The organism is Streptomyces sp. NPDC030893 (genome assembly GCF_055571535.1).
The window spans coordinates 821,032-832,598 of the sequence record NZ_JBVIFC010000001.1 but is presented as its reverse complement, the minus strand read 5'-3'; the positions used below and the strand labels follow the sequence as shown (position 1 = coordinate 832,598).

The window sequence follows — 11,567 nt, the reverse complement described above, 5'->3', positions numbered from 1 at the left end:
GACGAACGGGCTCGACGGGCCTCACCCTGCCGCCGAGCCGGCCACGGTGAGCAGCCGCCCGGGGGCGGACGGTGGCCCCGTCCTCCCGCCCCGGTATGGACCGGCTTCCCCCCGTACCGGGGAGGAAGGACCCGCGCCGACCCGCACCACAGGGCCTGCTCCCGCCCGGGCAGGGACGGCCCGCACCCACCGCGCCCAACGGCCTGTACGCACCACCCAACCGAACACCCCGGCCGCCCCGGGCCGGCGGCCGGCGGCCGGCGACCGCCCTCCCGGAACGAAGCGGGCGCCCAAGGCAGTCGGCCGTCGCAGGTCCCGGGTGGCTGTCAGGTCACGGTGTGGCCGCTGTCGCCGGTCCCGCGGCTCGCGGTGTTCCTCGCCCCGGTAGGGTCGCCTGCGGGAAGGGGAAGGTGAAGGAACCGGATGAGCAGGGATCGCGGCCTTCTGAGGCTCCGCAGGCACCGCAGTCTTGGCCAGGGCGTACTCATGGTCGCCTTGTCGCTGACGGCGAGCGGCTGCGTGGTGGTGCACGGTGAGCGCGAGGTGCTCCCGGCCACCACCCGCGCCGAAGCCGCCGAAACCCTCGAGGAGTTCACGGCCGCGTACAACAAGGCCGACAAGGCGTACGACAGTTCCCTGGACGCCGACCACACCACCGGTGCCCTCGCCGACATCGACTCGGCGCGGCTGAAGGCCGGACGGGCCAACAGCCCGGAGGGCAATCCCCGGCACACGCCGCTGGAGCTGACGGACGCGCGGTTCACCATCCCCGCGAAGGCGGGCTGGCCGCGCTGGTTCGTCGCGGACGCGGACGGCAACAAGGGCGGCACGGCCCGCTGGGTGCTGGTGTTCACCCGGAGCGGGATGGAAGAACCGTGGCAAGCGGCGTATCTGACGCTGATGGCCCCGGACGACATACCGGAGTTCAAGAAGGACAAGGACGGCTGGGCGGAGGCCGTGCCCGCGAACGCGGCCGATGTGGCGGTGCCGCCGGGCGAGTTGAGCGAGGAGTACACGACGTTCCTCAAGGACGACGGGGACGTCTTCGCGGACGGTCTGCACACCAGCACCTGGCGGGCCGCGCGGGCGAAGAAGTCGCAACGGCCGGGTCTGGCCACGCAGTACATCGACGAGCCGGTGACGAACGGCGACTACGCTCCGCTGGCGCTGCGCACCGAGGACGGCGGGGCACTGGTGTTCTTCACCACGCGCCACTTCGAGAAGCAGACGGCCGCGGAGGGGGCGTCGGTGCCGACGCCGAACAAGGACGTGCTGGCGCTGACCACCGGGGAGATCAGGCAGTCGCTGACGATGGAGTTCGTCTCCAACGAGGTGGCGCTGGCTCCGGCCGACGGGCAGGTGCGGGTCCTGGGGCGGATCCAGGGACTGACGTCGGCGAAGGGCGAGTAGGCGGGCCGGGCCCCGGCCGTGTACGGGGCGCGTACCGCCGGGCTCAGCGGCGCAGGGGCCAGACCGTGCCCGGGTGGTCGGAGTGTTCGCCGATGTGGCGGGCGCAGGAGTCGGTGAGGAACTCCAGCAGGCTCAGCGGGTCCGGGAGCGGATGCTCGGGGCCGCGTACCCAGTGCACCGACCGGTCGTCGTCGCCGGGCAGGCGGGCGGGCGGTACGAGGACGTAGGAGCCGCGGCAGTGCCAGCGCAGGCCGGGATGCTCGTCCATGGTCTCCGGGTGGCAGTCCAGCTCGCACGGCCACCACTCGTCCTCGTCCTCGGGGGTGCCGCGGGTGAGGGTGAAGAACAGCAGGCGGCCGTCGTCGCTCTCGGCGACCGGGCCGACCTCGACACCGGCGTCGAGCAGGCGGGTGAGCGCCTCGCGGCCGGCCTCGAGGGGGACGTCGAGGACGTCGTGCACCATGCCGGTCGCGGTGATGAAGTTGGCCTGCGGCTGGTGGCGGGCCCAGCGCTCGATCTGCGCGCGGTCGGTGGTGGACTGCGTCTGCCAGGCGAAGGACACCGGGTGCCGGGCGGGGGTGGGACAGCCCACGCGGTCGCAGGAGCAGCGGTATCCGGCGGGGTGCGCGGCGGGTGCGAGCGGCAGTCCCGCGTCGGCGGCGGCGAGCAGCAGGGCCTCACGGCCGCCCTCGTCGGCGGCCGGCTTCGGACGGCGTCCGCGCAGCCACTGGGAGATTCTGCCCTGTCGGCCGCTCCGGCCGCCGAACTCCGCGCTCATCTATCTCCTCGCCTCGCCGTCCTGCGCATCAGCATGCCCTATGGTCCCACGATCGTGCGCATCGGGGGGCCGGAGCCCACAATCGGCGCAGGTGGGACGAGGGTGACCCGAGCGGACGCAGGGTGCCTCGCGGGACGAAGGGGACGCCGGGCCGGGTGGTGGGCGCGGGCGCGGCGCGGGGTGTCCTTGCACGATGTGCCGGGATGTGCGCCCCTACCGTGGTCGGCATGGTCGCATTGATCGCGTCGACGGGCCTGGCCGCCGTGGTTTCCGTGGTTTCCGTGGCTTCCGTCGTCTCGCTGACCCTCACCGGCGGTCCCGCCGGCGGGCCCCCGTTGGAGTGGGGCGCGGGCCCGCTGACGGTGGACTCGCTGCCCCGGGTGCCGTACGTCGCCCATCGGGGCGGGGCCCGCGAGGTGCCGGAGAACAGCATGTCGGGGCTGATGGCGGCGTTCCGGCGGGGTACGGCGCAGGTGCTGGACTTCGACACCCGGGTGCTGCGGGACGGCACCTTGGTGGTGTTCCACGACGCGACCCTGAACCGTACGACGTTCCTCGGCGGCGAGGTGCGCGGGCTGGACGCCGGGGAGTGGCGGAACGTACGGCTGCGTCCGCGCGACCGGCTGCCGGGGAGCTGGCGTGCGGAGCGGCCGCCGACGGTCGCCGAGGTACTGGACCGGCTCGGCGGGCGGATCGTGCTGATGCTGGAGGCGAAGGACCCGCGCGGCCTCGACCGGCTGGCCGGGCTGATCCGCTCCCGCGGTCTGACCCGCTCGGTGTTCGTGAACACCAACGACCCCGAGGTCGCCCGCCGCGTCCACGGCCTGGGCCTGCTGACCCAGCTGTGGCGCTCGGCCCGTCAGCTGCGCACCGACCGCCCCGAGCGCTGGCGCTCCTACGTCGACCTCCTGGACGTCGACATCAAGGCCCGTGACGCCGACCTGAGCCGTGCGGTGCGCTCCGGCATCCCCCGGGTCTGGGCCCACACGGTCGTCAGCCCGGCCCAGCGCGACCGTGCGCTCGCCCTCGGCTGCAACGGCGTCATCACGGACATCCCGGGCCGGCTGTCCCGTCATCCGGTGCGGGGTCCGGGGGCAGTGACGGCGGCGCTGGGGCGGTGAGGAGGCGCCGGGAGCCCCGGGTCAGCGGGGTGCGATGCCGTTCAGGGCGTAGTCGACGAGGGTGTCGGTGTAGTCGTGGCTGATCGGGGCGGTGTACTGGAGCCAGCGCTGGGCGAGGGGGGAGACGAAGAGTTCCAGGGCGATGCGCGGGTCGACGTCCGCGCGGACGTCCCCGGCCTCCTGGGCCGAGCGCAGGCGCTGCACGTAGAGCTGGAGCTGGGGTTCCAGGAGCCTGGCGACGAACCTGCGGCCGAGCTCCTCGTTGACGACGCCCTCGGCGGCCAGGGCGCGGGAGGGGGCCTCGAAGGCGGGGTCGCGCAGTTCGTCGACCGTGGCGCGCAGCACGTTCTTGAGGTCGGCGGCGAGGTCGCCGGTGTCCGGGATGCCGTACGAGGTCTGTCCTTCGGTCCGTGCCGCCTCGGCCGCCTGTTCGCTCAGGTCGAGGAACGCCTCCAGGAGTACGTCGGCCTTCGACGACCACCAGCGGTAGATCGTCTGCTTGCCGACGCCGGCGCGGGAGGCGATGCCCTCGATGGTGGTCTTCGGGTAGCCGACCTCGACGACCAGGGCGAGGGCGGCGTCGTAGATGGCCCGCCGGGAGCGCTCGCTGCGGCGGGTGACGTCGGGGGCCGGCTGACCTGCGGACTGGATGGACTGGGCGGACTGGGCGGACTGGTTCTGGGCCATGGGTGGAATTTATCAGGTTGACAAGACGGTGCGTCTCGCCGGACAGTGGTGACCCGTCGGATGCGAGACGAGACGTCTCGTTGAATGATGGAGGGAGAGCGATCCTCATGACTCGAGGCGGAGCCGGAAACATGCTGGGCGTCGGCGGGACCCGACAGCACCTCGGCCGCAAGGCGCTGCGCGGCGGCGGGCGCGGCGGACGGATCGGGGGCGGGCCCGACGCGCAGACGCAGAAGCGGGAGCTGCTGCGCAAGCTGCAGGAGAAGCGGCAGGAAGGGGAGGAGGGAGCGTCGGCCGATTAGGGCCGGTCGGACGCTTCCGGCTCGTCGGCCGGGGGCCAGGGGTCGCCCCAGTCCGTGTCGCGGGCGGCCCGGTACAGGTCGCCGTGGCGTTTGGTGACCGTGGTGCGGCGCAGGGCCGGGTCCTTCTCGCAGAGGTCGAGGAGGACCTGGCCCTTGCGGATCTGCGGCTTGCGGACCACCCGGGCGGGGGCCGGCACGACCGGGAGGCGGGTGGCGGCCACGTAGCTGAACTTCTCGTCCTCGTACGGGAGCGAGCCGCCCTTGACCTGGCGGTGCAGGGAGGAACGGCTGACCCGCGCGGAGAAGTGGCACCAGTCCGTGCCGGGGGCGATGGGGCAGGCGGCGCTGTGCGGACAGGGGGCCGCGATGTGGAAACCGGCGGAGACCAGACGGTCGCGGGCCTCGATGACGCGGGCGTAGCCGTCGGGGGTGCCGGGTTCGACGATCACGACGGCCTGCGCGGCGCCGGCGGCGGCGTCGACGAGGGCGGCGCGGTCGGGGGCGGTGAGTTCGTTGAGGACGTAGGAGACGGTGACGAGATCGGTGCTCTCGATGGTGAGCGCCGCTCCGATACGAGAGCGGTGCCAGCGGGTGGTGCGGTGCAGGGCGGGGTTCGCGGCGGCGAGGTCCCGGCCGAGGGCGAGGGCGGGTTCGGCCCAGTCGAGGACGGTCACGGGGCGGTCCCCGGCCCAGGTGGCGCTGACGGCCCAGGCGGCCGCGCCGGTGCCGCCGCCGACGTCGGTGTGGTCGCCGGGTGCCCAGCCGGGCACGGCGTCCGCGAACGCCTCCAGCGCGGAGCGCACGGCCTCGAAGGTCGCGGGCATGCGGTAGGCGGCGTACGCGGCGACGTCGGCGCGGTCGCGCAGGATGGGGGCGTCGGTGGGGGTGGCCCCGCGGTAGTTGGCGATCAGCCGCTCCACGGCCTGCGCGGCCTGCCGCGGCGGAAGCCCGTCGAGCACCGCGGCGAGGGCGGAGCGGAGGGTTTCGGCGGTGCGCGGCGGAGGCAGGGGGGCTGGGGCGTTCACCCGGCGATTCTAGTGGGCGGGGTGGGTGTGGCTGCCCGTTGCCGGGTGCGGACGCCGCTGCCACGGTGCGCGTTCGCCGCGCGACGCGGGCCGCGCCGCTGCCGCCGGTGTTCGCGGGAGCCCCGGGTCGGTGCCGGGCGGGGGGTGTCCGCGCAGCCCGGCGCGAGCGCGGCGCCGCCGCGCCCACCCGTGCCGCCCTGCAGCACGACTGCCCGCGGAGAGCGGAGAGCGGAGAGCGGAGAGCGAGAGCGGCTGGGGGCGCCGCCCACCCCCCAGGGTGCTGCCGCGCCCACCCCTGCTGCCTGGGGTACCTGCGCCGGGAGGGCACGACTGTCCCGCGGAGACGGCCGTAGTGACCGCTCCTACGCCTCCTCTTCCGCCGCGGTCCGCTCCAAGGCGAGCAGCACGTGACCCAATTCGTTCGGCATCACGGCGATCTCAACAACTCCCTCGGAGGACGCGCACTCGACGATGGTGCACCGAGGGTTGATCCTCATGCCCTCGCGCCGTGAAGGCGAACGCAGGCCGGCCTGCCGCAATCCGGCCGGCAGTGAGACATCCGCGCCGGCTCTGGTGCGGGGCTCCCAGGCCATCGTGGACGGGCCCACCAGCATCCGCCCGCGGAGCCACCGCCCCTCACGGGCAGGATGCCGGAGCAGACACGGAACCCTGATCACATCCCCTCGGGCAGCTCCCACCGCACGGTGCCGCACCTTCCGGCGCAACAGCCACCCCGTGACCGCACCGGCCACGAGCATGCCCACCCATTCGATCACCGGCACATTCAAGCAGCGCCTCCGGCGAGTGCACAGGCCTCGCTGGAAGAAGGGCCCCGCTCACACTCCCCGCACCGCTCGCGCCACCCGTGTCGCCGTCTCCGCTCGCAAGCTGCTGTCGGGGGACGTCGGGCGGCGGGGGTGGACCGTGTTGGCGAGGAGGATGACGTAGGTGTCGGTGGTGCGGTCGAGGGTCAGGGACGTGCCCGTGAAGCCGGTGTGGCCCGCGGCGCCCCGGCCGGAGAGTTCGCCCATGAACCACGGCTGGTCCACGGCGAAGCCCAGGCCGGGCGGGGTGAGGAGCAGGTCGACGAAGTCGGGGCCGAGGATGCGGGCGGGCCCGTAGGAGCCGCCCGCCAGTAGGGTGCGGCAGAAGACCGCCAGGTCACGGCCGGTGGAGAAGAGGCCGGCGTGGCCGGCGATCCCGCCCAGCGCCCAGGCGTTCTCGTCGTGCACCTCGCCGCGCAGCATCCCCCGGTCCGCCTTGGCCCACGGCCGCCGCTGGTCCTCGGTCGCCGCCGCGGACGGGCACGGTCCGAAGCGGGTCGCGGTCATGCCGAGCGGCCGGGTGATGCCGTCCCGGACCAGGGTGTCGAGGGAGCGCCGGGTGAGGCGTTCCAGGACGTGCTGGAGGAGCAGCATGTTCAGGTCGGAGTAGCAATAGGTGCCGGGCACGCCGACCGGGGGCTCCGCGCGGAGCAGCGCCAGCCGTTCGGCGTCGTCGGCGCAGCCGTACAGCGGGAGTTCGGGGCGCAGCCCGGAGGTGTGGGTGAGCAGCTGGCGCACGGTGATGCCGTACCGTACCGCCGCCGTGAAGTCCGGCAGGTACGCGCCCACGCGGGCGTCGATGCCGAGTGTGCCCCGCTCGATCTGCTGCACGGCGGCCACCGAGGTGAACAGTTTGGTGAGGGACGCCAGGTCGAAGGGTGTGTGCACGGTCATCGGGACGCGTTCGTCCGGCTGCAGTTCGACGGAGGTGTCCGTCTCCTCGTCGTACGCCGCGTAGCGCACCGCCCAGCCCGCCGCCTCCTGCACGGCGAGCACCGGGCCGCGCCCGACGACCACGACGGCGCCGGCCGCCCAGGGCCGCTCCCCGCCGGTGCGGGCGTGGACCGCCCGGACCAGGTGCCGGAGTTCCCCGGCGTCGAGCCCGGCCCGTTCCGGTGTGCCGTGGCGCAGTCGCGGCGTGCTCAGATGCCCCCGCCCTTCACTCCCGTCCGCCCGTTCCACGGACGGCACATACCCAGGAAGCAGCCGAGCGCCACCAGCGCGGCGGCCAGCTGGACGACGGCCATCGGCACGGCGGTGTCCTCGCCGGCCACCCCGACCAGCGGGGTCGCGATCGCGCCGATGAGGAAGGACGTCGTACCGAGCAGCGCGGAGGCGGAGCCGGCCGCGTGCCGGGTGCGCATCAGGGCGAGGGTCTGGGTGTTGGGCAGGGTGATGCCCATCGCGGACATCAGCACGAACAGCGCGGCGGCCACCGGCACCAGACCTGCCTCGCCGAACACGCCCAGCGACATCAGCAGCAGCGCGACCGCGGCGAGGACCACGACGGCGAGCCCGAGTCCGAGCACCTTGTCCAGCCGGACCCGGCCGACGAGGATCTTCCCGTTGACCTGACCCATGATCATCAGGCCGATCGAGTTGAGCCCGAACAGCAGGCTGAAGGTCTGCGGGGAGGCGCCGTAGATCTCCTGCATGACGAACGGGGAGGCCGCGACGTAGGCGAAGAGGGAGGCGAAGGCGAATCCGCCGGCGAGCGTGTAGCCGGTGAAGGCCCGGTCGGCGAGCAGCCGGCGCATCGAGCCGAGGGCCTCGCCGACGCCTCCGCCGTGCCGCTCGGCGGGGGGCAGGGTCTCCGGCAGCTTCGCCCAGACGACGGCCGTCAGGAACACGCCGACGACGGTGAGGACGACGAACACGCCCCGCCAGTCGGTGATCCGCAGGACCTGCCCGCCGATCAGCGGCGCCACGATCGGCGCGACCCCGGAGATCAGCATGAGGGTGGAGAAGAAGCGGGCCATGGCCACGCCGTCGTACAGGTCTCGGGCGACGGCGCGCGCGATGACGATGCCGGCCGCGCCCGCGAGGCCCTGCACCAGCCGGCAGGCGACGAGGAGTTCGACGGTCGGCGCGAACGCGCACAGCGCGGTGGCGACGATGTAGACGGCGAGGCCGACGAGCAGCGGGCGGCGGCGGCCCCAGCGGTCGCTCATCGGGCCGACGACCAGCTGCCCGAACGCCATGCCGGCCAGGCAGGCGGTGAGGGTGAGCTGGACGGTGGCGGCGGGCGCGTGCAGGGACCGGGTGACCTCCGGGAGGGCGGGGAGGTACATGTCCATCGCCAGCGGTGGTGTGGCGGTCAGTCCGCCGAGGAGGAGGGTCACCAGCAGGCTGGTGCGGCGGGCGGCCGTGGCGCCGGTCGTGCGGTGCCCCGGCGCGGCCGCCTTCCCGTCCCCCACGTCCCTCACGGCCGCCGCCGGCGCCGTGTCCGCTGCCCCGCCTTCCGCCGGCTTCGCCGCCGAGTCCGGTATGAACGCCCCACCCTCGGGCATGTGGCCCCTCCCTTTTCACGCCATCGGCTCCCTATGCTCTCAGCTCGTACGGAGTGCTCGGCGTCGACGACGATGTCATGGGAGCGCTTCCACGGCAGTCCGGCGACCATGCGTCGACGCGACACGGAACAGGGTGGGACGAATGACGGAGCAGAAGACGCGCTGGGGCATCCTGGCGACCGGCGGCATGGCCGCGACGTTCACGGCGGATCTGGTGGACATGCCGGACGCGGAGGTCGTGGCGGTGGCGTCGCGGTCGGCGGAGTCGGCGAAGGCGTTCGCGGAGCGGTTCGGGATACCGCGGGCGTACGGCGACTGGGAGTCGCTGGCGCGGGACGAGGAGCTCGACGTCGTCTACGTCGCCACTCCGCACTCGGCGCACCGCGCGGCGGCCGGGCTGATGCTGGAGTCGGGGCGGAACGTGCTGTGCGAGAAGCCGTTCACGCTGAACGCGCGGGAGGCGGAGGAGCTGGTCGCGCTGGCGCGCGGCAACGGGCGCTTCCTGATGGAGGCCATGTGGATGTACTGCCATCCGATGGTGCGGCGGCTGAAGGCGCTGGTGGACGGCGGGGCGGTCGGTGAGGTGCGCCATGTGCGGGCGGACTTCGGGCTGGAGGGGCCCTTCCCGGCCACGCACCGGCTGCGGGACCCCGCGCTGGGCGGGGGTTCGCTGCTGGATCTCGGGGTGTACCCGGTGTCGTTCGCGCAGCTCCTGCTCGGGGAGCCGTCGGACCTCACGGCGCGAGCAGTGCTCTCGGAGGAGGGCGTCGATCTCCAGACGGGTGCCCTGCTCTCCTGGGAGAGCGGTGCTCTCGCTTCGGTGCACTGCTCCATCGTGGGCGGTACGGCGACCTCCGCGTCGATCACCGGTTCGCAGGGCCGGATCGACATCCCGTACGGCTTCTTCTTCCCGGACCGGTTCACGCTGCACCGGGACGGCCGTGACCCGGAGGAGTTCACGGCCGACCCGGCGGACGGTCCCCGGGGCAGCCTCAAGCACGAGGCGGCCGAGGTGATGCGGGTGCTGCGCGCGGGCGGGACCGAGTCGCCGCTGGTCCCGCTCGACGGCACCCTCGCCGTGATGCGGACGCTCGACGCGATCCGGGAACGCGTCGGCGTCCGCTACCCCCAGGAGACGGCGCCGGCCGCCGGGGTCACGCCGGCTTGAGCCCCGGCTCTCCCGCCTCCGTGACGAAGGAGGCGGCGGTGGTGAGCGGCGCGCCCGGCGTGGTCACGTGGGACACGGTCTTGAAGTCGGCGCGCGCCAGCTCACGCCCGAGCGTCACCGTCGTGTAGCCGCGCAGCCCGTTGTAGAACCGCAGGTGCGGGTTGGCGGCCAGGTACGTCTCCCAGTTGGCCGGTTTCGCCGAGCCGTCGCCGCCGCTGGAGACGGACGAGGTGACGATCTCCGTGCCCACGGTCTTCGAGCCGGGGTCGGAGAAGTCGCGCTTGATGTCGAAGCCGTAGTGCACGTGCACGTCGCCGGTGAGGACCATGAGGTTCTCGACACCGGCGGCCTGCGCGCCGACCAGGACCCGTTCGCGGGAGGCCGGGTAGCCGTCCCAGGAGTCCATGGAGACCTTGGACGGCATGGTGGTCGAGTTGAACCGCTGCGAGAAGGTGACCTGCTGGGGGACGACGTTCCACAGGGCGTCCGACCGGTGCCAGCCCTGGACGAGCCAGCGTTCCTGGGCGTCGCCGGTGAGGGTGCGTGCGGGGTCCTCGGACGCGGGGCCCGGGTACTGCCAGCCGTCGCCGTAGGCCTGGTCGGAGCGGTACTGGCGGGTGTCGAGCACGTCGAACTGGGCCAGCCTGCCCCAGTGCAGGCGGCGGTACAGCTTCAGGTCCGGCCCGTCGGGCAACTGGGGGCGGCGCAGCGGCATGTTCTCCCAGTAGGCCCGGTAGGCGGCGGCCCTGCGGAGCAGGAACTCCTCCGGCGGGACGCTGTTCTCCGGGGTGTCGCCGGCGTAGTTGTTCTCGGTCTCGTGGTCGTCCCAGGTGACGACGAACGGGTGCGCGGCGTGCGCGGCCCGCAGGTCGGCGTCGGACTTGTAGAGGGCGTAGCGCAGCCGGTAGTCCTCCAGCGTGACCGTCTCGCGCCGGAACAGGTCCGGCAGGGTGCCGGCCGGGTAGGCGCGGGCGCCTGCGACGTCGTTGACGGCGTACTCGTAGAGGTAGTCGCCGAGGTGGAGGACGAGGTCCAGGTCCTCTTCGGCGAGGTGCCGGTAGGCGGTCCAGTAGCCCTGGTCGTAGCGCTGGCAGGAGACCAGGCCGAAGGTGAGGCCGGCGGCTCGGCCACGGGTGGCGGGTGCGGTGCGGGTGCGGCCGGCCGGGCTCAGGAAGCGGCCCGCCCGGAAGCGGTAGAAGTAGACCCGGCCCGGGGCGAGACGGCCGGCCTCGACGTGGACGGAGTGGTGGAACTCGGGGTGGGCGGTGGCCTTGCCGCGTCTGACGACACGGCGGAACCGTTCGTCGAGGGCGATCTCCCTGTCGACGACGACGCGGCGGGCGGGCAGTCCGCTGTCCACCCGGTACGGGGCGGGTGCGAGGCGGGTCCACAGCAGGACCGAGTCGGGGTGGGGGTCGCCGGAGGCGACGCCCAGGGTGAAGGGGTCCTCGGTGATGCGGGCGGCGTCGAGTTCGGCGGCGGCCGCGGTGCCCGCGCCGGGCACGTTCACCGCGAAGGCGAGTGCCGCGGCTGCGCCGGTGGCGGTCAGAAAGCGGCGGCGGCCGATGTGCCGGGCGGCTGCGCGGAGTTCGGGGGCGTGCTGTGTCCGGCGGACCTCGGGTGTCATCCGTTCCTCCCCTGGCGTGTGGATACGGAAGGCATTGGAGTGCGCGGGGACGACCCTGTGTTGACGCGTACACAGCATCCGGATGGCGGTCGGATGAGTTCCGCATGGCGGACCC

Annotated in this window: 11 protein-coding genes; 4 read left to right on the top strand and 7 right to left on the bottom strand. The window is 73.5% G+C overall.

The genetic code is table 11. The features are described from left to right. The first annotated feature begins 423 nt into the window (after positions 1 to 423). A complete protein-coding gene (locus ACZ434_RS03690; protein ID WP_468451377.1) occupies positions 424 to 1,410 on the top strand; it encodes an SCO2278 family lipoprotein in 987 nt (328 codons plus the stop codon). Between the two features lie 43 nt (positions 1,411 to 1,453). On the opposite strand, the gene ACZ434_RS03685 is transcribed toward ACZ434_RS03690, so the two are convergent. Further along, positions 1,454 to 2,188: a bifunctional DNA primase/polymerase gene (locus tag ACZ434_RS03685; protein WP_468451375.1), complete on the bottom strand. Its 735-nt coding sequence runs from the start codon at positions 2,186 to 2,188 to the stop codon at positions 1,454 to 1,456. Between the two features lie 227 nt (positions 2,189 to 2,415). Here ACZ434_RS03685 and ACZ434_RS03680 point away from each other — a divergent pair, with 227 nt between their 5' ends. Next, the gene (locus ACZ434_RS03680; RefSeq protein WP_468451373.1) at positions 2,416 to 3,309 is read left to right on the top strand and encodes a glycerophosphodiester phosphodiesterase; all 894 of its coding nucleotides are present in this window, start codon (positions 2,416 to 2,418) and stop codon (positions 3,307 to 3,309) included. Positions 3,310 to 3,330: 21 nt separating this feature from the next. Here ACZ434_RS03680 and ACZ434_RS03675 read toward each other — a convergent pair whose 3' ends face one another. After that, entirely contained in the window at positions 3,331 to 3,996 is a 666-nt protein-coding gene (locus ACZ434_RS03675) for a TetR/AcrR family transcriptional regulator (protein WP_468451371.1), read from the bottom strand. Positions 3,997 to 4,103: 107 nt separating this feature from the next. Between ACZ434_RS03675 and ACZ434_RS03670 the strand changes: the two genes are divergently transcribed. After that, positions 4,104 to 4,298, top strand: coding sequence for a DUF6243 family protein (locus ACZ434_RS03670; RefSeq protein WP_468451369.1), 195 nt, complete (start codon positions 4,104 to 4,106; stop codon positions 4,296 to 4,298). Here ACZ434_RS03670 and ACZ434_RS03665 read toward each other — a convergent pair. From ACZ434_RS03665 to ACZ434_RS03650, 4 genes are all read right to left on the bottom strand, one after another. Continuing rightward, complete coding sequence (locus tag ACZ434_RS03665; protein ID WP_468451367.1) at positions 4,295 to 5,323, bottom strand: small ribosomal subunit Rsm22 family protein; 1,029 nt, start codon at positions 5,321 to 5,323, stop codon at positions 4,295 to 4,297. The two genes, ACZ434_RS03670 and ACZ434_RS03665, sit on opposite strands and share 4 nt — an antisense overlap. A 362-nt stretch (positions 5,324 to 5,685) precedes the next feature. Beyond that, on the bottom strand, positions 5,686 to 5,820 hold the full coding sequence (locus tag ACZ434_RS03660; RefSeq protein ID WP_468451365.1) for a hypothetical protein: 135 nt from the start codon (positions 5,818 to 5,820) through the stop codon (positions 5,686 to 5,688). Between the two features lie 339 nt (positions 5,821 to 6,159). Beyond that, positions 6,160 to 7,338, bottom strand: a complete 1,179-nt coding sequence (locus tag ACZ434_RS03655) for a serine hydrolase domain-containing protein (protein ID WP_468451363.1) — start codon at positions 7,336 to 7,338, stop codon at positions 6,160 to 6,162. Further along, a complete protein-coding gene (locus tag ACZ434_RS03650) occupies positions 7,290 to 8,657 on the bottom strand; it encodes a multidrug effflux MFS transporter (protein ID WP_468451361.1) in 1,368 nt (455 codons plus the stop codon). Before ACZ434_RS03650 ends, ACZ434_RS03655 begins: the two co-directional genes overlap by 49 nt. Positions 8,658 to 8,799: 142 nt before the next feature. On the opposite strand from ACZ434_RS03650, the gene ACZ434_RS03645 reads away from it, so the two are divergent. Then, the gene (locus ACZ434_RS03645; RefSeq protein WP_468451359.1) at positions 8,800 to 9,825 is read left to right on the top strand and encodes a Gfo/Idh/MocA family protein; all 1,026 of its coding nucleotides are present in this window, start codon (positions 8,800 to 8,802) and stop codon (positions 9,823 to 9,825) included. On the opposite strand, the gene ACZ434_RS03640 is transcribed toward ACZ434_RS03645, so the two are convergent. Then, positions 9,812 to 11,452 carry an alkaline phosphatase D family protein gene (locus ACZ434_RS03640; RefSeq protein WP_468451357.1) on the bottom strand — a complete coding sequence of 547 codons (1,641 nt, stop codon included), beginning with the start codon at positions 11,450 to 11,452 and terminating at the stop codon, positions 9,812 to 9,814. The two genes, ACZ434_RS03645 and ACZ434_RS03640, sit on opposite strands and share 14 nt — an antisense overlap. Between the last annotated feature and the right edge of the window lie 115 nt (positions 11,453 to 11,567).

Excerpts from the sequence above, each read along its gene's own strand:
- ACZ434_RS03645 (WP_468451359.1), top strand. The coding sequence starts at position 8,800 with ATGACGGAGCAGAAGACGCGCTGGGGCATCCTGGCGACCGGCGGCATG.
- ACZ434_RS03675 (WP_468451371.1), bottom strand. The coding sequence starts at position 3,996 with ATGGCCCAGAACCAGTCCGCCCAGTCCGCCCAGTCCATCCAGTCCGCA.
- ACZ434_RS03670 (WP_468451369.1), top strand. The coding sequence starts at position 4,104 with ATGACTCGAGGCGGAGCCGGAAACATGCTGGGCGTCGGCGGGACCCGA.
- ACZ434_RS03685 (WP_468451375.1), bottom strand. The coding sequence starts at position 2,188 with ATGAGCGCGGAGTTCGGCGGCCGGAGCGGCCGACAGGGCAGAATCTCC.
- ACZ434_RS03640 (WP_468451357.1), bottom strand. The coding sequence starts at position 11,452 with ATGACACCCGAGGTCCGCCGGACACAGCACGCCCCCGAACTCCGCGCA.
- ACZ434_RS03650 (WP_468451361.1), bottom strand. The coding sequence starts at position 8,657 with ATGCCCGAGGGTGGGGCGTTCATACCGGACTCGGCGGCGAAGCCGGCG.
- ACZ434_RS03690 (WP_468451377.1), top strand. The coding sequence starts at position 424 with ATGAGCAGGGATCGCGGCCTTCTGAGGCTCCGCAGGCACCGCAGTCTT.
- ACZ434_RS03680 (WP_468451373.1), top strand. The coding sequence starts at position 2,416 with ATGGTCGCATTGATCGCGTCGACGGGCCTGGCCGCCGTGGTTTCCGTG.
- ACZ434_RS03660 (WP_468451365.1), bottom strand. The coding sequence starts at position 5,820 with ATGAGGATCAACCCTCGGTGCACCATCGTCGAGTGCGCGTCCTCCGAG.